Origin of the sequence: Janthinobacterium sp. KBS0711, from assembly GCF_000988085.1 — a bacterium.
GTDB classification, from domain to species: domain Bacteria; phylum Pseudomonadota; class Gammaproteobacteria; order Burkholderiales; family Burkholderiaceae_D; genus Janthinobacterium; species Janthinobacterium lividum_E.
Map to the genome: position 1 here is coordinate 222,158 of NZ_LBCO01000007.1, position 19,857 is coordinate 242,014.

Consider the following 19,857-nt stretch of genomic DNA (forward strand, 5'->3'; position numbering starts at 1 on the left):
AGAATTCATGTCGGAAAACGACAAACTGGCGGCGCAAGCCGCCCGCAAGCGCCTGCTGATCGCCCAGGGCGAAATGTACCGCGTGGGCATCGTGCATGCGCGCGCCAACGTGGGCTATGCATTGCGGCCCGAGTCCATGCTGCAGGGCGTGGTCGAGACGGCGGTCGGCTTTGCCGGCCACCGCGTCGAGTCCCTGCTGGCGCCGGGCGGCATGCGGCTGCAAGGCGCCATGCCGTATGTGCTGACGGCGCTATCGTTTATCGGACGCAAGAAGCTCGTCAAGCCGGCGCTGGTCCTCGTGGCCGTGGCCGCCGTAGCCGCCAGCTGGCTGCGCCGCAAGCGCTGAACGCCAGCCGTGTTGCACAGGAACGCCGTCATCGACGGCGTTTTTTTTGCCTGCACTCAAGGTCCGGCGCGTACTGACGCAATCCCTTACAATGATTCACGCCGTATTTCGCGCGGCGGACAGAGGGGCCATCTTGATGACGCATTCGAAGACACCGATCAATCAGTTAAATCCCTCGCGCCTGCGCATCGTGCTGGTGCTGCAGGGCGGCGGCGCACTGGGCGCCTACCAGGCTGGCGTCTACCATGCGCTGCACGAACATGGCCTGGCGCCCGACTGGGTGGTGGGCACCTCGATCGGCGCCATCAATGCCGCCATTCTGGCTGGTAACAAGCATGAAGACCGGCTCGTGCGTTTGAAGGAATTCTGGCAGCGCGTGGCGCACCGCGACAGCATCGACATGAACCTGGTATCGGACCAGCAGCGCCGCTCGAACATCTGGCTGGCCACGCTCGATACGGTATTGCGCGGCGTGCCCGGCTTTTTCAAGCCGCGCACTTTCAGCTTGTTTCCCGCTGGAATCGCCGTCAAGCCGGAAGAGGCGAGTTTTTATGACACCAGCGAACTGGCCAGCACCCTCGAGGAACTGGTCGATTTCGATTACCTGAACGAGCCCGGCGGCATGCGCCTGACGGTCAACGCCTTGCGCGTCAAATGCGGCAGCCTCACCAGTTTCGACAGCCAGCAGCAGCCCCTGACGGCCGATCATATCCGCGCCAGCGGCGCCTTGCCGCCCGGCTTTGCGGGCGTGCGCGTCGATGGCGATTTATATTGGGATGGCGGCCTGTACTCGAACACGCCGCTGGAAACCGTGCTCGACGACACGCCCCACGTTGACACCCTGGTCTTCATGGTGGACCTGTGGAGTTCGGAAGGGCCGGAACCGACCACCCTGGATGAGGTGCAGACGCGGCAAAAGGACGTCACCTTCGCGTCGCGCTCGAAGCGGCATATTGCCGATTATGTCAACACGCACACCTTGCAGCGCAAATTGCGCGAACTGTACGCCGGTCTGCCCGACACAAAGCACAACCGCCAGCAGACGCAAGAGCTGGTGGCGCTCGGTTGCGACAGCACCATGCACATCGTGCGCTTGCCGTATGCGGGGCGCGACTGGCACATGGCGGCCAAGGATATCAATTTCTCCAAGGGCTCGATCGAATGGCGCTGGGAGCAGGGCTACCAGGATGGCTTGCGCGCGATCAAGGCGGCCGGCTGGCTGGCCTTTGTCACGGAGGATACGCCGCTCGTGGTGCACGAATTGCCGCCTTACGAGCGCGACGCCGCTTAGTGACGCCTGTCAAAACCTGCTGCGCGTCGGTATAGGCGGCCTGCGATGCTCACCGGCTCGGCGCCCCCGTACAAAGTACGGTTGCGCTTCTTGGCCACCTCTCCCTTCCGCTCGCGACGGTTTTGCCAGGCGTTGCAAGAGTAAAGAGCAAGAGTACGGCGTATCGCTGCATCACTGCGGATGCGCCGCTACACGCAGTTTTTCCGCGTTCGCCATATCTTGCCGGTACGTGTCTTGCGCATCCTTCAGGCAGGTGGCACGCGCGGCGGACGGTTCGAGGCGGCAAGCTTTCTTGGCCTCGGCCAGGGCGGCGGCGATTTCCTTGCGCAGGGTGCGCAACTGGGCTTGCGCCGTGCTGTCTTCCTGGTACCAGCGTTGCGGGTCGCCCGGTTGCGGCGTGGTTGTCTGCGCCAATGCCAGCGGCGCCAGGCTGCAGGCGAACAGGGTCGCCAAGAGTGTGTTGTGGATAGTCATGATATTTCCTCCTTGAAATAAAAAAGGCGCCGTAGCGCCTTTTTTTACAACCTGCCCGTCAGTAATAGCAGGATCAGTATCACTACGACCAGGCCGGCGATGCCGCTGGGGCCGTAACCCCAGTTGCGGCTATGCGGCCAGGTGGGCAGGACGCCGACCAGGGCCAGGATCAAGATGATCAGAATGATGGTGCCCATGGTATCTCCTTGTTGGTGCATGGTCCGGCGCAGGCTTGCTGGCAAGCCCGGCCAGGGGATTAATAGCGGTAGACGCGGCCGTCAACGACGCGCACGCGGTTGCCCGGGCGCAAATCATTGGCGTTGTCCTGCACCACGGTACGGTATTCGCCGTTGTCGAGGCGTACGCTGATCTGGTAAGCCTGTGCCTGCTGTTTGCGGCCTTCGACCTGGTTGCCCACGACGCCGCCGGCGACAGCGCCGGCCACGGTGGCGGCCGTGCGTCCGCTGCCCGAACCGATGGTGTTGCCCAGCAGGGCGCCGGCGATGCCGCCGACCACGGCGCCGGCGCCGCTCGTTTGGCCGCTACCTTGCACGATCTGGATGGAGTCGACGGTGCCGTACATGGCGGACTCAGGCTGGTTGGCCGGGTAATATTGTTGTGACTGGGAAGGGCCGGTGGCGCAACCGCTGAGTACGGCGGTGGCGGCAAGCATCAGTGCAGCCAAAGTGGCGTTGGTTTTCATTTTATTCTCCTGACGAGGTGAGGGTGTAGTGCCATCTTAGTCATGCCCCCGTTCCCGGTCTGTACGCTGCCGCACGTACTTATTTGCGGTCGAAAATGCTATTGTTGGCCGGGATGATCCACTAAAACGTTGTTATTTCTCCCTATCCGCCTTCCGCTTTCAAAATAAATTACTTGTGTACGGCAGCGTACAGAAGAGAGGCGGCGATCCACGTAAAACGGTAGTCATGCCAAGCAGACATGCTTGGTACCACCAGGGAGAAATACAATATGAACAAGAATAAGCTTTTCACCGCCATCGTCGTCAGCCTGGCGTGCGCCGCCTGGGGCGGCCAGGCAGTGGCCGCCACGCCGGAAGCGAAAGCGGCCTACAAGGCGGCCAATGAACAGGCTGGCCTGAATTACAAGCTGGCGCATGCCGAGTGCGAAAAAATCACGGGCAACCCGAAGGATGTCTGCATCGCCGAAGCGAAGGCCGTGCGCACCTACGATGAAGCCGTGGCCCAGGCGCAATACACGAATACCCTGCGCGCCTACACCAAGGCGCGCATCAAGATTGCCGATGCCAATTACGACGTCGACCTGGCGCGCTGCAATGCGCTGACGGGCAACGACAAGGATGTCTGCGTCAAGCTGGCCAAGTCCACCAAGGTGGCGGCCCTGGCCGACGCCAAGGCGGACAAGAAAGTCATCGAAGCGCGCAGCGATGCGCGTGAAGCAAAAAGAAAAGCCGAGTACAAGGTCGCGACAGAAAAATGCGATGCATTAGCCGGCGCAGCCAAGGATGACTGTATCAAGGCTGCAAAAACCCAGTTTGGCTACTGAGCGCCCCAGGGCGCAATGTAATCAAGTTGGTATAAGAAGCTCATTGTGAGCACATTGATTGACCACTCCTAAGGAAAAAACCATGAAATTCACTAAATCTATCGCTACTGGCCTTTTCGTCGCTTCCCTGTTCGCCGTTGCAGGCTGCGCTTCGACCCCAACCAAGGAAGGCACGGGCGAGTACATCGACGATGCCGCGATCACCACCAAAGTGAAAGCCAGCATCTTCAACGAGCCTACCCTGAAATCGACGGAAATCAACGTTGAAACCTTCAAGGGCGTGGTTCAGCTGAGCGGTTTCGTGGCCCAGCCATCGGATGCCGCCAAAGCGGGCGAAGTTGCCCGTGGCGTCAAGGGCGTGAAGTCGGTGAAAAACGACATCCGCGTCAAGTAATGGCCTGACCTGCCGCAGCGGCCAGCCCATGGCTGATGCTGCGGCCCACCACCGACCGTCGCGGGAATCGCATGCATATCCAGCCTACAGATACCCCGCCCGAGCCGGTGGCGGCTGCCTCCACCGAGCCTGCCGGGCCACCTCCCGGCGCGCCCGTGGAGCAGCCAGACTCACCCTTGCGTTTGCCGCTGCATGTCAATGCGCGTGGCATGGCTCTGGGCATCATCGCCACCGTCAGCTTCATTTATGCGCTGCAGTGGGCACAGAAATTCCTCATTCCCGTCATTTTCGGCATTTTCATTGCCTATACACTCAATCCCGTCGTCGCCTGGCTGGAAAAGCTGCGCCTGCCGCGCGCCATCGGCGCCACGGCCGTCACGGCCCTGATCCTGTTCGGCTCCATCGTCGTGGTCGAGCGCGTGCAGGGCGAATTCGAATCCATCGTTGAAGAGTTGCCGGCCGCCACGCATAAACTGTCGCGCCTGATCGCCGCCAATACGGGCGGCAAGAACAGCACCTTCCAGAAGATGCAGGCCGTGGCCAATGAAATCGAGCAAGTAGCCGCCGGCGCCGAAGCGCGCCGCAACAACCGCCGCGCCGCTGCCGCCGAGGCGCCCAACTTCAAGATCATGGACTGGGTCTGGGCCGGTTCGCTGGGCCTGGTGGGCTTCCTCAGCCAGGCCACCATGGTCATCTTCCTCGTGTTTTTCTTGCTGCTGTCGGGCGATACCTTCAAGCGCAAGCTCGTCAAGCTGACGGGGCCGTCGCTGAGCCGCAAGAAGGTCACCGTGCACATCCTGGAAGACATCAACACGTCGATCCAGAACTATATGTTCATGCTGCTCGTCACGAATGTCTTGCTGGCCGTCCTGATGTGGATCGCCTTGCGCGTGATCGGCCTGGAAAATGCGGGCGCCTGGGCCATCGTGGCCGGCTTGCTGCACATCATGCCGTATTTCGGCCCCTTGCTCATCACCATCGCCACGGGCCTCGTCGCCTTCCTGCAATTCGAATCGCTGGAAATGGTCTTGCTGGTGACGGGTACGTCGATGGCCATCGCCACCCTGGTCGGCACCTTTGTCACCACCTGGATGACGGGGCGCATCGCCCGCATGAATCCCACGGCCGTGTTCATCAGCCTGCTGTTCTGGGGCTGGCTGTGGGGCGTCTGGGGCTTGCTGCTGGGCGTACCCATCATCGTCATCGTGAAGGTCGTGGCCGAACGCGTGCAGGGCATGGAAGTGGTAGCCGAGCTGCTGGGCGAGTAAGTTGAAGCTCAATAAGAAAAACGGCGCCCGCGGGCGCCGTTGTTGCGTGCAGACTGCTTACGACTGGTGGCGTTTGAGTATCTTGACTTGCACATCCCCGTCTTCCGTCTTCGGCATATCCTTCATGCTGCCAAGCTGCAGGGCGAACTGACGCGTGAATTCGGCGCCCAGGAAGAAGATTTGCGCCGAGTAGTACACCCACAGCAGCAGGGCCACCAGGGAACCGGCCGCGCCATAGCTGCTGGCCACGCCGCTATTGCCGATATACACGCCAATCGCATATTTCCCCAGTGAAAACATGAAGGCTGTGCCGATGGCCCCGATCAGCACGTCGCGCCAGGACAGGCGCACGCGCGGCAGCATTTTATAGATGACGGCAAACAGGCTGGCGATGACGGCAAAGCCGATCAGGTTCGACAGGATGGTAAACAGCACGGCCGTGTCCTTCCACACGCCTTCCCAGAAGTTGGCGAGGATGGCCATGGCCGCATTGACCACCAGCGACACCATCAGCAGGAAGGCCAGCACCAGCACCAGGCCGAAGGACAGCAGGCGCGTGCGCAGCATGTCCCAGGCGCCCGCTTCCTTCAGGGGCGGTACTTGCCAGATTTCATCGAGACTCGCTTTCAGTTCGGCAAAGACGCTGGTGGCGCCAAACAGCAGCAGGGCGCTCGCGATGAGGGTGGCGATGCGCCCCTGTTCATGGTTCTTCGCGCCGGCCAGTACGAGCTGGATGGCTTCGGCGCCCTGCGTGCCCAGCAAGCCCTGCAGTTGCCCCATCAGCTCGCCGCGCGCGGCGGCCGGGCCATAGAAAAAGCCGGCGATGGCGATCACCAGCACGAGGATGGGGGCGATGGAAAACAGGGTGTAATAGGCGAGGGCGGCGCCCTTGCTCGAGGCGCGGTGTTCCAGCCATTCGGTGACGGAACAGACGATGACACTGCGCATCTGCTTGCTGAACGGCGCCAGGCCGGCCAGTTTGGGATAGCGGGTAGAGAAATTCATGGTGGCTTTCAATGCAAAAAAGGGGCGCGAGCCCCTTTTTTTAATTCACAAGTGGCGTACCACTGTTCAGCTTATTGCACGCGGCGTTCGATGGTGATTTGTTCCACTTCAACGCGGCGGTTTGGTTCCAGGCACTTGATCAGGTCGGCACGTTTCTTGTTGTCGCAGGTGACGACAGGATTCGTGGAGCCCTTGCCTTCGGCCGTCAGGCGGTTGGCGGCGACACCGTGGGCGACCAGGTATTCCTTGACTGCATCAGCGCGCTGCTGCGACAGTTTCAGATTGTACTTGGGCGAACCGATGCGGTCGGCATAACCACTGATGACGACGTTGTTGACGTCTGGCGCTGCGGTCAGCACGCGGGCGATTTCGTCGAGCTTGGTCTGTGTCGGACCCAGCTTGGCGCTGTCGAACGCGAACAGTTCCGTTGCCGACATCGTCACTTTTTCAAAACGTGCAGGCGGCGGTGGCGGTGGTGGCGGCGGCACGACCACGACGACTTCTTCACGCACTGGCGGCGGTGGCGGTGGCGGCGGCGGTGCAGGCGGTTTGTCGAACGCGTAGTTCAGGCCCACGGTGACGTAGTAGTTATTGGACTTGCTGCTCGGGTCGAAGGTATTGCCGCGCAGGAAACCGTGCACGTTCCGCACGTCAGCCTGGAGGGACAGTTGCTCGGTGATGCTGGACTGGAAACCCAGGCCGACGCTGGCGTATGGCGAGCTCTTGCTGCGTTCACCGAAGGCGAAGCTGGTGTCCTTGTCGCGCTGCATGCCGGCACCGACCAGCAGGAAAGGACGGAAGGCTTTACGCGAGAACATGTACAAGCCGTCTACGCCCAGCGTATTTTGCTGGTAGCGCTGACCGCCATCCTTGGAACGGGCATACGTGGTGCCCAGCTGGATATCCCAGTCCTGGGAAACAGGCTTACCGAAACGCAAGCCTGCGCCATAACCGGTTTTATCCGTGGCGAAGTCGGAATCTGGCTTGAGTGCGTTGATGCTAGGTTGAATATACCAGGAGGGATTGATTTCCTGGGCCTGTGCGCCGAGGGCGGAGCACAGGACTGCGGCGGCAACGGCGATTTTTTTTAGATTATTCACAAGTAACTCCCAACGTTGATAAGAGATTTTCTCTACGGCATCAAAACACTTCTTGCTGCACATGCTATTGCTAGAGATCGACCACACTTCCAGGTGCGTTTTCTTGCGATAAATGCACTGCTGTTGGACTAGAGAATACGGATGCAGGTTCACCTGGTCGGTGCGCTGGCGCACAAAGCATTGTGGTATATCAATGGTGTTGCAGATTCACGACAAAGACTTTGGTGTTGAAAAAAACTAATTTGCTAGGTGAAACTTTTCCACGCGCGGCCACTTCCGGGCACCGCGGCAAGAGGCAATCGTACGACTTGTCACCTGCATGCCACTGTATATTAGCAACAATGATGAGCTTGATAACTAATATTACATTGATGTTGTATTCCTGCCGCGTTCTGTTGCTTTTCCGGGCTTCTGCCAGGCAACTTTTGCGCGCCGCAGCCAGCTCCGCCACTTTTCATCAAGGAGTCACTCGTGCCTGACCTGCCCCGTGTTTTTTCTTTCCCGCCGTTTGGCAAACTGGGCACTTTGTGCCTGCTGCTGTCGCTGGGCCTGGCATCGCCGGCCTGGGCCGATAGCGGTGTGTCCCTGTTTTCACCGAGCGGTACGGTCAAGGCCGTGCGTCAGGTGCGGGTCCAGTTCGCCACGCCGATGGTGCCGTTCGGCGACATGGGCTTGCCCGCGCCGTTCGCCATCGATTGCGGCAAGGCCGAGCCTGGCGCCGTGGCGGGCGCGGGGCGCTGGGCCGACGAGCGCAACTGGAATTTCGATTTCGAGCGCGACTTGCCGGCCGGCGTGGCCTGCAGTTTCACCTTGAAGCCGGGCCTGAAGGACCAGGCGGGCCAGGCCTTGCAGGGGACGGCGTCGTACCGCTTCTCCACGGGCGGCCCGGCCATCGTCGAGGCCGTACCGTATGACGGCCAGCCCTACATCGATGAAAACCAGATCTTCGTGCTGGGCCTGGATGCCGCGCCGAACGAGGCCAGCGTGGCCGCGAACGCGTATTGCCGCGCCGACGGCATCAATGAAAAGATTCCCGTGCGCCTGCTCAAAGGCAAGGAACTGGAGCAGGTATTGACCCTGCGCAAGAGCTTTCTCGACCGCTACCTGAGCGTGTATTTCAAGAAGCGGGGCGTCGTGTGGAAAGTGGGCATGCCCGTGGCCAGCAAGGGCGCGCCGCCGCTGCCCGTTACCGTGCTGCAATGCAAGCGCAGCTTCCCCGCCAACGCCAAGGTGTCGCTGGTGTGGGGCGAGGGCATCGCCAGCGCCAGCGGCATCGCCACGGAGAAGGCGCAGACCCTGCAGTTCAAGACGCGTCCCGACTTCACGGCCAAGTTCAGCTGCGAGCGCAGCAATCCGAAGGAGCAATGCATTCCCTTCCTGCCCATGCGCGTGCAGTTTTCGGCGCCCGTGAGCGCCGCGCAGGTGCGCGCCATGACCTTGAAGGGGGGCGGCAAGACGTATGCGCCGACGATTTCAAAAGAGGAAGAAAAGGCCGAATTCCTGTACAGCGCCGCCTTCAACGGCCCCTTTCCCGTGCAATCGAGTTTTGTCTTGAGCCTGCCGCCGAAACTGACGGATGACGCGGGCCGCGCCTTGCTCAACCGCGCGCGCTTCCCCATGACGGTGCGCACGGGCGAACAGCCGCCACTGCTGAAGTTCCCGGCCCCGTTCGGCATCATCGAGGCGAAGGGCGACGGCTTGCTGCCCGTCACCGTGCGCAATATCGAACCCGTGCTGTCGGGCAAGGAAGTCGCCCAGCCATCGGCTGCCGCCACGGGCGCCACCTTGCGCGTGCCCGACAATGACGACAAGTTCGTCATCGAGTGGATGCGGCGCCTGGCCGGCAATGGCGACGGGGGCGAATACTGGCAGCCGTACGCGCAATACGCGGGCAACATGAGCAAATCCGTGCTGGCGGGCGCGGCCGGCACGCGCCCCATCAGCCTGCCGCGCCCCGATGGCAAGAAAACCTTTGAAGTGATCGGCATCCCCTTGCAGAAACCGGGCTTTTACGTGGTCGAGCTGGCCAGCCCCATCCTCGGCAAGGTGCTGCTGGGCAAACCGACGACGGCCTACATCCGCACGGCCGCGCTGGTGACGAATCTGGCGGCCCACTTCAAGCATGGCGCGCAATCGTCGCTTGTGTGGGTGACGTCGCTCGACAAGGGCGCGCCTGTTGCGAAAGCGCAAGTGGCCGTGCGCGACTGCACCGGCAAGCTCCTGTGGCAAGGCGCCACGGGCGCGGACGGCGTGGCGCACATTTCCGGCGAGCTGGCCAATTCCAGCTGCAAGAACAATGGCCGCTACTTTATCAGTGCGCGCAGCGGCGGCGACATGACGTTCACGCTGTCGGACTGGGTGGGCGGCATCGAAGCCTGGCGTTTCAATTTGCCCACGGACGACACGCGCGCCGATAACACTCTGCTGGCCACGGTATTCGACCGCACCTTGCTGCGCGCCGGCGAAACCGTGCACATGAAGCATTTCATCCGCAAGCACACGGGCGAAGGCATGAGCCTGGTCGACAAGAACAACGGCCCCGGCAGCGCCACCTCCGTCGTCATCACGCACCAGGGCAGCGACCAGAACTACCAGCTGCCGCTGCGCTGGTCCGCCAGCGGCACGGCGGAAAGCGACTGGCTCATTCCCGCCGACGCCAAGCAGGGCGAATACAGCGTGACGATGGCGGGCCGCCCGTCCGGCAGTTTCCGCGTGGAAGCGTTCCGCGTGCCCACCATGAAAGCCGTGCTGCAGGGCCCGAAAGCGCCCGCCGTGCAGGCCAGGCAGCTGGCCCTTGATGCGCAAATCACGTATCTGGCCGGCGGCGCGGCCACCAACGCGCCCGTCAAGCTGCGCACGGTGCTGCAAGACAAGAGCGTGACGTTTGCCGATTATCCCGAGTACAGCTTCAGCAATGGCGACGTGAAGGAAGGCCTTGTGAAACAGGGCACCGGCTACGACGACGATGAAGGGGAGTGGCAGGATGAAGGCCATGGCGCGGCTGGTGCCGGTGCGGCTGCCGCGCGCACGCAAAGCTTGACCCTGGACAAGGCGGGCGGCGCGCGCATCGTCATCGACCAGCTGCCGCAGCTGTCCACGCCGCGCGACCTGGTGGCGGAAATGGCGTTCCAGGATGCGAATGGCGAGACTGCCTCGGTTGCCACGCGTGTACCGCTGTGGCCATCGAACTATGTGATTGGCATCAAGCCAGACGCCTGGGCCTTGAGCAAGGATGCCTTCAAGTTCACGGTCGCCGTGCTGGGCACCAATGGCAAGCCCGTGGCAAATGCACCGGTCGCCGTCGACTTCTTCCAGCGCAACAGTTATTCGCACCGCCGGCGCCTGATCGGCGGCTTCTATGCGTATGAAAACAGCAGCGAAGTGGTCAAGCTGGGCCCTGCGTGCTTGGGCAAGACGGATGGCAAGGGCCTGTTGATCTGCGACGTGAAGGCGCCCGCCAGCGGCAACCTGATTTTGCGCGCCAGCACGCAGGATGCATCCGGCAACGCGGCCGTCGCCAACCGCGAAACCTGGGTGGCCGGCAGCGGCGACTGGTGGTTCAACGCCAGCGACAATGACCGCATCGACGTGCTGCCGGAAAAGAAACGCTATGAACCGGGCCAGGAAGCGAGCTTGCAGGTGCGCATGCCGTTCCGCTCAGGCACGGCGCTGATCACGGTCGAGCGCGAAGGCATCCTCGACACCTATGTGCGCCAGCTCAATGGCCGGGAACCGGTGGTGAATATCCCTGTCAAACCGAATTACGCGCCGAATGTGTATGTGTCCGTGTTTGTCGTGCGGGGCAGGGTCGATGGCGTGCAGCCGACGGCCTTGGTCGACCTGGGCAAGCCGGCTTACAAGATGGGCATTGCGCCGCTGAACGTGGGGTGGCAGGCGCATGAACTGAACGTCATGGTGGTGTCCGACAAGGAAGTATATAAAACACGCGACAAGGCGGAAGTGTCCCTGCGCGTGCGCCGCGCCGATGGCAAGCCGTTGCCGGCAGGCGCCGAAGTGGCGCTGGCGGCCGTCGACACGGGCTTGCTGGAGCTGATGCCCAACGATAGCTGGAAGCTGCTCGATGCCATGATGGCGCAGCGCAGCTTGCAGGTGGAAACGGCGACGGCGCAGATGCAGGTGATCGGCAAGCGCCACTTCGGCCGCAAGGCTTTCCCGGCAGGCGGTGGCGGCGGCAAGGGCGCCAGCCGCGAACTGTTCGACACCCTGCTGTTCTGGAAGGGAACCGTCAAGCTTGACGCCAAGGGCGAAGCGACGGTGCAAGTGCCGCTCAATGACTCGCTGACGGCGTTCCGCATCGTCGCCATCGCCAGCGCCGGCAAGGAGTTGTTCGGCACGGGCAGCACGGACATCCGCAGCTCGCAAGACTTGATACTGATGTCGGGCTTGCCGACTCTCGTGCGTGAAGGCGACCAGTTGCGCGCAGGCTTCACCGTGCGCAACACCTCGGCCGCCTCCTTGAGCGTGGAACTGAACGCCAGCGCGGCCGGCAAGGCGTTGCCGCGCCAGAGTTTAACGTTGGCGGCGGGCGAAGCGCGCGAGGTGGGATGGGATTACCAGGTGCCGCTCGGCGCGCAGCAGATTGTGTGGGAGATCGGCGCCAAGGCGGGTAGTCATACCGATAAACTGAAAATCACGCAAAAGGTGGGCCAGGCCACGCCCGTGCGCACCTACCAGGCTACCTTGCAGCAGATCGACAAACCCATCAATATGTCCGTGCAGATGCCGGCCGGCGCCTTGCCGGGCCGGGGCGGTATCCAGACCAGCTTTGTCGCCAAGCTCGGCGGCGAGCTGCCTGGCGTGCGCGAGTACATGGCCGCCTACCCGTACACCTGCTTCGAGCAAAACACGTCGAAAGCCATCGCCCTGCAAGACGAGGAGGCGTGGAACAAGCTGGCCGCCAGCCTGCCCGCCTACCTGGATGGCGACGGCATGCTGAAATACTTCCCCATCATGGAGCAGGGCAGCGACAGCTTGACGGCCTACGTGCTGTCGGCAACCCGGGAAGCGGGCTATGCGATTCCGGAACAGACGAAAAACCGCATGGAAGCAGCCTTGACGGCTTTCGTGCAGGGCCGCATCGTGCGGCGTTCCGCGCTGGATACGACGGACCTGGCCGTGCGCAAGCTCGCCGCCCTGGAAGCGCTGTCGCGTTCCAATAAAGTGCCGCCCGATGCGCTGGAGAGCATCAGCATCAACCCGAACCTGTGGCCGACTTCCGCCGTCATCGATTGGAGCCTGTTGCTGCAACGCACGCCAGGCTTGGCGCGCCGCGATGCGCTGCTGGCCGAGGCGCAGCAGATACTGCGTTCACGCCTGAACTTCCAGGGCACGACCATGGGCTTTTCCACCGAGCGCAAGGATAACTGGTGGTGGCTGATGGTGTCCGGCGACGTCAACGCCAACCGCCTGTTGCTGGCCGTGATGGACAACCCGGCGTGGAAAGACGACATCGGCCGCCTCGTGCGCGGCAGCATGGGCCGCCAGAAAAAGGGCCGCTGGGATACGACGGTAGCCAACGCCTGGGGCACCCTGGCCATCAATAAATTCTCCGCCAAGTTCGAATCCATGCCAGTGACGGGCGCCAGCGCCGTCAAGCTGGGCGGCGATACGCAAGCGCTCGTATGGAATGGCGCGGCGAAAGTGGGGCCCGTGCTGCAAGCATGGCCGAAAGGCACGGACACCCTGGGCCTGGCACACAGCGGCACGGGCAAGCCTTGGGCCACCGTGCAAAGCCTGGCGGCCATCCCGCTCAAGGCGCCTGTTTCCAGCGGCTACACGATCAAGAAAACGATTACGCCAGTGGAACAGAAGGCGACAGGCCAGTGGTCGCGCGGCGACGTCTACCGTGTGCGCCTGGATTTGTCGGCGCAGGCGGACATGAGCTGGGTGGTGGTCGACGACCCGATTCCCGCCAGCGCCACCGTGCTGGGCAATGGCCTGGGTCGCGATTCGCAGCTGATGACGGCCGGCGAAAAATCCACTGGCTGGGTCTGGCCCACGTTCGAGGAGCGGGCCTTCGACGCCTTCCGTGCCTATTACGCGTTCGTGCCGAAAGGAAGCTGGAGCGTGGAATACACGGTGCGCCTGAACAATGCCGGGGATTTCAGCCTGCCGGCCACGCGCATTGAAGCCATGTATTCGCCCGAGATGTTTGGCGAGTCGCCGAACGCGAACGTTAAGGTGGCGCAGTGAAAGTTAAGGTTTTACTGATGGGCTGCCTGCTGGCCGGCCCGGTCTTTGCCGAGGCGGTCCTGACGCCCGCCCAGGTGCAGGCCGCCTACCGCAGTTCGGAAGCGCAGTTGCTGGATCGCAGCGGCGCGCCGCTGCAATCCTTGCGAGTGGACATGAAGGTGCGGCGCTTGCCGTGGGTGCCGCTGGCCGATATTTCACCCGCCGTGCAGCAAGCCGTGCTGCTGGCGGAAGACCAGCGCTTCATGCGCCATGGCGGCGTGGACGTGTCCGCGCTGGCCACGGCCGCCTGGGACAATCTGTTCTCCAAGAAACCTCGGGGAGCCTCGACCATCACCATGCAGCTGGCCGGCCAGCTGGACGCGGACTTGCAGGCGTCCTCGGGCGGACGCAGCCTGCGCCAGAAATGGGACCAGATGCGCGCCGCCCAGGCGATCGAAGACAGCTGGAGCAAGGCGCAGATTTTCGAAGCGTATTTGAACCTGGTCTCGTTCCGCGGCGAGCTGCAAGGCATCGCCTCCGCCTCGTACAGCCTGTTCGGCAAGGCGCCGTCGGGCCTGAACCAGACGGACGCCATCATCCTGGCCAGCCTCGTGCGCGCGCCGAACGCGCCGCCGGCCACCGTCACGCGGCGCGCCTGTACGCTGGCGAAAGAGTGGCGCATGGATAGCAGTTGCCAGCTGATCGGCCAGCGCGTGCAAACGGCCTTGCAGCGCAACGCGTTGTATGCGGAACTGGCGCCGGCGCCGCAAGTGGCGCAGCAACTGCTGAAGCAGCCGGGCGCGCAGGTCGCCAGCACGCTCGATGGCCCCTTGCAGCGTTTCGCGCAGGAAAACCTGCGCCAGCAACTGGCGTCCTTGCGCGAGCGCAATGTCAACGATGGCGCCATCATCGTGCTCGACAACCTCAGCGGCGAGATTCTCGCCTATGTCGGCAATGCGGGCGGCAGCCACGTCGATGGCGTGACGGCCCTGCGCCAGGCGGGATCGACATTAAAACCGTTCTTGTATGAACTGGCCATCGAGCGCCGGCTGATGACGGCCGCGTCCGTCATGGATGACTCGCCGCTCGACGTCGCCACGGCGTCGGGCATGTATGCGCCGCAAAACTACGACCGCAACTTCAAGGGGTATGTCAGCGCCCGCACCAGCCTTGCCAGTTCCCTCAACATTCCCGCCGTGCGCACGGTGCTGCTGACGGGCCAGGACGGCTTTTACAACCGTCTCAAGGAAGTGGGTTTGTCCAGCCTGACGGAACCGGCCGAGTACTACGGCCCCTCGCTGGCGCTGGGTTCATCTGAAGTGACCTTGCTGGAACTGGCCAACGCCTACCGCGCGCTGGCCAATGGCGGTCTGTACAGCACGGCCAGCCTGCAGCCTGGCCAAGCTGGCAAGGACCGGCGCCGTGTGATGGAGCCGGGCGCCGCCTTCATCGTCGGCGATATCCTGGCCGACCGCGCCGCGCGCAGCATGACGTTTGGCTTGCGCAACGAGCTGGGGACAAATTTCTGGAGCGCCGTCAAGACGGGCACGAGCAAGGACATGCGCGACAACTGGTGCATGGGCTACTCGGCGCGCTACACGGTGGGCGTGTGGGTGGGCAATTTCGACGGCAAGCCCATGTGGGACGTGTCGGGCGTGACGGGCGCCGCGCCCGTGTGGCGCGACGTCATGGATTACCTGCACAAGAACGTGCCCAGCCATGCCCCGAAAGCGCCATCAGGCGTGTTGCAGCAGATGGTGGCGTACCAGCCCGCACTGGAAGCGCCGCGCCGCGAATGGTTTATCGCCGGCACGGAAAGCCCCGTCATCGCCGTCTTGGGCGACACCGTGAAGCCGCCTGCCATCGTGTATCCGGCCGAAGACAGCATCCTCGCCATCGATCCCGACATCCCGCCAGCCTTGCAGCGGGTGTTCTTCCAAGCCCAGGGCAGCCACGCCTTGCGCTGGGTGCTCGACGGCAAGGATATGGGTGCGGCGCTTGACAGCATCAGCTGGCGCCCCGTGCCTGGCAAGCATGCGCTGGCGCTGGTCGATGATGCGGGCAGGACGGTGGCAAAGGTGGCGTTTCAGGTGCGGGGGAATGCGCTGGGGCAACTTGCCGCACAGGGAAAATAATCAGTTCGATGGATAATTCGCCGGGTCGATGGCCGGCGTGACGTAGTGCCGCAATACATCGCCGCCGTGCGGATGCTTTTGCGTGCGGCGCTTTTCATCCGACGGCGGACTGACCAGCACGATGGTTGCTTCCTCGTTGTTGCGCAAGTTCACCACCGCGCTGACGCCGCCATCGCGGTAGCTGCCCATCACGCCGATGGCCATTTGCACGAACAGGGTGGCCGCGCCCGTGTTGCCCAGGCGCTGATCCGTATCGATCCATTGCGCGGTATTGCCGCTGTCGAGTTCCGTACCGCCATTTTCTGCATGTTTCAGCAAGGTCTTGTGCAATGCGAGCAGCTGCGCCTGATTGCCACCCGTGGCGGCGACCAGGCGCGCCGGCGCGGCGGGTCGATCGGCATCCGGCAAGCTGTGCAAGGCTTGCTGCCAGCCCGCCTGCAAAGCTTGCTCGCGCTGGTCGCGGCGCGTGAGCGGCTTGCCGTGTTCATCTTTCATCCTGACAAACGTGGGCCTGTGGATGAAGCCGAAGGTGGGCAGGCGGTCCAGCTGCGCCAGTTGCTCCTTGTTGAACGGCACGGGAAACCAGGGCGTGGGTTGCCAGTCTTTTGGAGGGTGATACGTTTTGTGCTTGAGCCTGTCGACCATGCTGAAACTGCCCGTGCCGCGGATATCGGAGCGCTGCGCGAATTGCGCGGCGGCCGGGAGCCATTCGGCGATGCTGGGCTGGCGCCGGGTGATGGCTGTCGGATCGGTTTCCAGGCGTGCTTGCGGCACGGTTCCCATCAAATCGTAGTACGCCAGATACAGCCGCCGCGCTACGCCGTAGGTATTCAAGTCATCGACGCTGTCCTCGGGCGGGGCATCGTCATACGCAAACTTCCGCACAGCATCGATGCGATCACGGCGGGCCAGGACGAACAGGGCGGAGGCGTCGGGCATTTCGGGGATGTAGCGGCCGTCTCTTGTGAGCGGTGGCGAGTTGTCTGGGCTGTACAGATCGCGCGTGGGCATGCTGTCTTCTGAATTGAGCACGATGTAAGGCACGTCGGGATGGGCATCAAAAAAGGCGAATATGTCTTCCAGTATGCGGTCTGGGTGTTCGCTGAGGCGGCGCGGGCCGGAGGCAAACAAGTGCCAGTGCATACCGGATGACGTGGCGCCACCGGCCAGGCCTATGGCTGGCGAATCTGGGCGATCCAGCATGCGCGAATTAAAGATCGGTGGTTCCGCGTTAAAGACGGGAACACCGAAATACATGGGAGTATCCCTCGCCCCATTTTCCAGAGTGTCACCACCGCGGCCACCTGCTATCCCAGCTCTTTGCATGGCATCCCAGGTGTATTTTTCCTTGTCCTGTTCGCGGATGCTGGCATAGGCATTTCCCTTTTGCAGCGCCTCCCAAAGCTTGCCCTGGCGATACTTGTCCAGGGTGACGCCGAGGCCGATAACTTCCAGCACATATTCCCGTTTCTCCTGTTCACTGGGTATCGCGTGCTGTACTTGCAGCTTTGCGACGGCCGCAGGCTTGGACGAATGCAGCCAGCGAGAACCGAGCAATGTGGCCGCTACAATGGGTGGAATCAGCAAGAGCCATTGCAGGTGCTTCCATATTTTGCTGCTCATCGTGGACTCCAATAAGAAAAGTGATGGGCTGATCAACAGAGACCCGAGCAGTGCCAACACGATGAGGGCTGCACCGAGTCGATATCGCAAGCGTGGAAATGAGCTTTTCATTTTGGGATATCGTCGCTTGGCTTGTGAACGACCGGCGTGACGACCGATTCGGTACGCCTGCCATTCACTGTTTCACAAACGACGGTAGACGGCAGGCCTGCTTGCAATGCGGGCACAAAGGCCGGTAACTCTCCCGAACTGTAATAATGGGCATTACCTTCAATGATTTGCTTGCGTTGTAGAGGTTCTGCCGTCCAATAGATTGCAAATTTTTTCATGAAATCCTCCCATCTCAGGATGGACTCTCTTATAGGATTTTTTTTGTCGTTTTGCAGCCGCCAATCCGCCACCGCACACAAATACCGGTAAAACTTCGGATCACTGCTCGCCTTCCCGCTGCCGATGGCCACGTCATACGCCGTCACGTTGCGGTGGTTGTCCGCGTTGCCGATGATGGCGCCGTGGAAGGATTTCGGGCTGACCTCGTTTTGCCAGCGCTTGCGCGCCTCGTTCGGGGTTTCTTCGCGGTTCACAAGCAGCTTGTCGCCGCCACCCGGATGGCGCGAGACGCGGTCGATTTTGCATTGGTCGCCCACTTCCTTGCCCAGGTTCAAGGCCTTTTCCACCTGATCGCGCTGGCCAGAGCCGAACATGCCGGCGCCGTATTCGGGGATGCGGTGCTGCAAGGGACGTGGGTCGGCAATGATTTCCTGCTTGCGCATCTGCAAACCTTTCTTGCTGGTCACCGCGATGGCCGCGTCGATCGGATCGACTTCCTCGCACGGTCCCTGCTGGTCGCGCGGCAGCTTGGCCTGGTCGGTATCCTTGGGGAGTTGCCCAGGGCGGATCTCGCCGCCATCCAGCACGGCTTTCATGGGCACGCGCAGCGCTTCGCCATTGATCGTGCGCAAGCCTTCGCGGCGACGCGCTTCCGTGGAAAAGATATTCCATTTGCCGGGTTTGACGGGCGGCCACTGTACCTCTTCATGGTTTCCGCGGTGGCCCCGGTTGGCGCCGGCCACGTGGGCATGATCGTCCTCGCCTTCCAGGCGCAGGGCGAAGTCGTGCGGCGGCAGGCCCACCAGCACCGGCCCGCTGTTTTTGCCGGCCGCATCGGGGCGCTGTTTGTTGGTAAACACGCGCTGGTAAAACCCTTTGCCCAGTTCTACCAGCGGCTGGCGGTGCTGGGATTCCTTGTCCCAGTAGGTGGGGCCATCACCCCAGATGCTTTTGTCCGTCTTGCCCTTGGTTTTGGACAGGCCATGACCGTCGATGTGGTCGGGTATGCCCTGCCAGCCGATGCCCTGCATATTATCCAGTGCCACCGTCATGTCTTCGGGGCAAAAGTACAGGTAGACCTTGCCCCGGTTGTCGCGGTCCGCTTCCGCGCGCCATGCAGCCCCCGCCATGCCATGGCAGACGGTGTGATCCTTGATGTGCGCAAAGGCGGGTGTGGCGTGCTTTTTTGCCACTACGCCCTGCACGATCTGCGCCAGGGTTTGCAGACGAGCATGCAGGGTCTGGCGGTTGTCGATGGCGTCGTACTGGCTTTCCATTGCCGCGTCTCTGCCGCCGCCGAAGATGCGGCTCGATTCCGCCGCGCCGAAAAACATCGTCGTGTCTTCCACCAGGCTGTAGGGCGGATGCGTGAGGATTAGCGTGTCGGCGGGCCGCTTGTTTTCGTCGAGCAGGAAGGCTTGCGCCAGCAGCGAGATGAGGCAGCCCTGACTGTGCGCGACGATGGAGACCACGTCGTTGCTGTCGTAATCGCGGATCATCGCGATGAGGGCCGCCAGGCGCTTGGCGGCCAGCACCATATACATGCGGCCCGGCGCCGTCATCAGCGGGCGTACGGGGTCGCCGCCCACGTCGTAGGGCGAAAACAGTCCCTTGTTCCACATGTCGGGCAGGGTATTGGTGGCATTGCCGAACGGGCCACCGTTCTTCGACATATCCTTGTCCAGGCGGTTGCCGTAGCGGTCTGTGTGCTGTCCGTTGACCACTTTGCTGGCGTTGCCTTGTTCGCGAAAGCCCCAGTAAAACGGGATGACGGGGCTGTACGTGGTGTCATCAGGCTGGCGCTTGAAGTAGACGGCGTCCGGATCGGCTATGATTTCACGCTTGTCGGCCTCCTGTGGCAAGCGGTAGGCGGCCGGGGTGAACACGTGGCCGCCGCCGTACATGCGCGCATCGAGTCCCTGGCAGAGTCCCTTTTCCACGGCGCTGAAACTAGTGCCGACGTCGTTGACGCCATGGATGACGATGACGTTGCCGGGCAGTTCAGGACGCACGCGCACGATGGCGTCGTTGAGGCGGCCGCAATGGAGCAGGGCGCTACTCTTGCCGCTGGTGTAGGGAAGTTTGGGATACGCCATCGCCGCTCCATGCTGACCAGACAGGACAGTGTAGAGGAGCGGGATGGCGGATTAATTGCGTTTACGCAAGCATTGC

14 protein-coding genes are annotated in these 19,857 nt (G+C 62.4%); 7 read left to right on the forward strand and 7 right to left on the reverse strand.

Features of this window, described 5'->3' with window-relative positions; all coding sequences use genetic code 11:
- The first annotated feature begins 7 nt into the window (after positions 1–7).
- Entirely contained in the window at positions 8–346 is a 339-nt protein-coding gene (locus tag VM94_RS04840; protein ID WP_035826249.1) for a hypothetical protein, read from the forward strand.
- 136 nt (positions 347–482) lie between these two features.
- Positions 483–1,637: a patatin-like phospholipase family protein gene (locus VM94_RS04845; protein ID WP_046682428.1), complete on the forward strand. Its 1,155-nt coding sequence runs from the start codon at positions 483–485 to the stop codon at positions 1,635–1,637.
- Between the two features lie 171 nt (positions 1,638–1,808).
- Here VM94_RS04845 and VM94_RS04850 read toward each other — a convergent pair whose 3' ends face one another.
- From VM94_RS04850 to VM94_RS04860, 3 genes are read right to left on the reverse strand one after another with little or no spacing between them, the layout of a single operon-like run.
- Entirely contained in the window at positions 1,809–2,111 is a 303-nt protein-coding gene (locus tag VM94_RS04850; RefSeq protein ID WP_046682429.1) for a hypothetical protein, read from the reverse strand.
- Between the two features lie 44 nt (positions 2,112–2,155).
- Complete coding sequence (locus VM94_RS27695; protein WP_010396415.1) at positions 2,156–2,308, reverse strand: DUF3309 family protein; 153 nt, start codon at positions 2,306–2,308, stop codon at positions 2,156–2,158.
- A 59-nt stretch (positions 2,309–2,367) separates the two neighbouring features.
- Complete coding sequence (locus VM94_RS04860; protein WP_046682430.1) at positions 2,368–2,814, reverse strand: glycine zipper 2TM domain-containing protein; 447 nt, start codon at positions 2,812–2,814, stop codon at positions 2,368–2,370.
- A 269-nt stretch (positions 2,815–3,083) separates the two neighbouring features.
- On the opposite strand from VM94_RS04860, the gene VM94_RS04865 reads away from it, so the two are divergent.
- The 3 genes from VM94_RS04865 (at position 3,084) to VM94_RS04875 (ending at position 5,300) form a co-directional block, all read left to right on the forward strand.
- Positions 3,084–3,638 carry a hypothetical protein gene (locus VM94_RS04865; protein WP_046682431.1) on the forward strand — a complete coding sequence of 185 codons (555 nt, stop codon included), beginning with the start codon at positions 3,084–3,086 and terminating at the stop codon, positions 3,636–3,638.
- An 82-nt stretch (positions 3,639–3,720) separates the two neighbouring features.
- On the forward strand, positions 3,721–4,032 hold the full coding sequence (locus VM94_RS04870) for a BON domain-containing protein (RefSeq protein ID WP_046682432.1): 312 nt from the start codon (positions 3,721–3,723) through the stop codon (positions 4,030–4,032).
- Positions 4,033–4,103: 71 nt separating this feature from the next.
- Entirely contained in the window at positions 4,104–5,300 is a 1,197-nt protein-coding gene (locus tag VM94_RS04875; protein WP_409929563.1) for an AI-2E family transporter, read from the forward strand.
- Positions 5,301–5,357: 57 nt separating this feature from the next.
- Here VM94_RS04875 and VM94_RS04880 read toward each other — a convergent pair whose 3' ends face one another.
- Both VM94_RS04880 and VM94_RS04885 read right to left on the reverse strand, forming a co-directional pair.
- Positions 5,358–6,305, reverse strand: a complete 948-nt coding sequence (locus tag VM94_RS04880) for a YihY/virulence factor BrkB family protein (RefSeq protein WP_046682434.1) — start codon at positions 6,303–6,305, stop codon at positions 5,358–5,360.
- Positions 6,306–6,376: 71 nt separating this feature from the next.
- Positions 6,377–7,405 carry an OmpA family protein gene (locus VM94_RS04885; RefSeq protein ID WP_046682435.1) on the reverse strand — a complete coding sequence of 343 codons (1,029 nt, stop codon included), beginning with the start codon at positions 7,403–7,405 and terminating at the stop codon, positions 6,377–6,379.
- 471 nt (positions 7,406–7,876) lie between these two features.
- On the opposite strand from VM94_RS04885, the gene VM94_RS04890 reads away from it, so the two are divergent.
- Positions 7,877–13,618 (forward strand): alpha-2-macroglobulin family protein, encoded by a 5,742-nt coding sequence (locus tag VM94_RS04890; RefSeq protein ID WP_235432828.1) that lies wholly within the window; start codon positions 7,877–7,879, stop codon positions 13,616–13,618.
- Between the two features lie 17 nt (positions 13,619–13,635).
- Positions 13,636–15,732 carry a penicillin-binding protein 1C gene (gene pbpC / locus VM94_RS04895; RefSeq protein ID WP_046682436.1) on the forward strand — a complete coding sequence of 699 codons (2,097 nt, stop codon included), beginning with the start codon at positions 13,636–13,638 and terminating at the stop codon, positions 15,730–15,732.
- Here the strand turns inward: pbpC and VM94_RS04900 are convergent, their stop codons facing one another.
- Positions 15,733–17,466, reverse strand: a complete 1,734-nt coding sequence (locus tag VM94_RS04900) for a type VI lipase adapter Tla3 domain-containing protein (RefSeq protein WP_082127561.1) — start codon at positions 17,464–17,466, stop codon at positions 15,733–15,735.
- The gene (locus VM94_RS04905; RefSeq protein ID WP_052755520.1) at positions 17,463–19,781 is read right to left on the reverse strand and encodes a T6SS effector phospholipase Tle3 domain-containing protein; all 2,319 of its coding nucleotides are present in this window, start codon (positions 19,779–19,781) and stop codon (positions 17,463–17,465) included. The genes VM94_RS04900 and VM94_RS04905 overlap by 4 nt, the downstream gene beginning before the upstream one ends.
- Positions 19,782–19,857: the final 76 nt, after the last annotated feature.

Bases quoted from the DNA above. Each gene is read 5' to 3' on its own strand.
- VM94_RS04905 (WP_052755520.1), bottom strand. From the start codon at position 19,781: ATGGCGTATCCCAAACTTCCCTACACCAGCGGCAAGAGTAGCGCCCTG.
- VM94_RS04840 (WP_035826249.1), top strand. From the start codon at position 8: ATGTCGGAAAACGACAAACTGGCGGCGCAAGCCGCCCGCAAGCGCCTG.
- VM94_RS04860 (WP_046682430.1), bottom strand. From the start codon at position 2,814: ATGAAAACCAACGCCACTTTGGCTGCACTGATGCTTGCCGCCACCGCC.
- VM94_RS04865 (WP_046682431.1), top strand. From the start codon at position 3,084: ATGAACAAGAATAAGCTTTTCACCGCCATCGTCGTCAGCCTGGCGTGC.
- VM94_RS04870 (WP_046682432.1), top strand. From the start codon at position 3,721: ATGAAATTCACTAAATCTATCGCTACTGGCCTTTTCGTCGCTTCCCTG.
- VM94_RS27695 (WP_010396415.1), bottom strand. From the start codon at position 2,308: ATGGGCACCATCATTCTGATCATCTTGATCCTGGCCCTGGTCGGCGTC.
- VM94_RS04850 (WP_046682429.1), bottom strand. From the start codon at position 2,111: ATGACTATCCACAACACACTCTTGGCGACCCTGTTCGCCTGCAGCCTG.
- pbpC (WP_046682436.1), top strand. From the start codon at position 13,636: ATGGGCTGCCTGCTGGCCGGCCCGGTCTTTGCCGAGGCGGTCCTGACG.
- VM94_RS04875 (WP_409929563.1), top strand. From the start codon at position 4,104: ATGCATATCCAGCCTACAGATACCCCGCCCGAGCCGGTGGCGGCTGCC.
- VM94_RS04880 (WP_046682434.1), bottom strand. From the start codon at position 6,305: ATGAATTTCTCTACCCGCTATCCCAAACTGGCCGGCCTGGCGCCGTTC.
- VM94_RS04900 (WP_082127561.1), bottom strand. From the start codon at position 17,466: ATGAAAAGCTCATTTCCACGCTTGCGATATCGACTCGGTGCAGCCCTC.
- VM94_RS04845 (WP_046682428.1), top strand. From the start codon at position 483: ATGACGCATTCGAAGACACCGATCAATCAGTTAAATCCCTCGCGCCTG.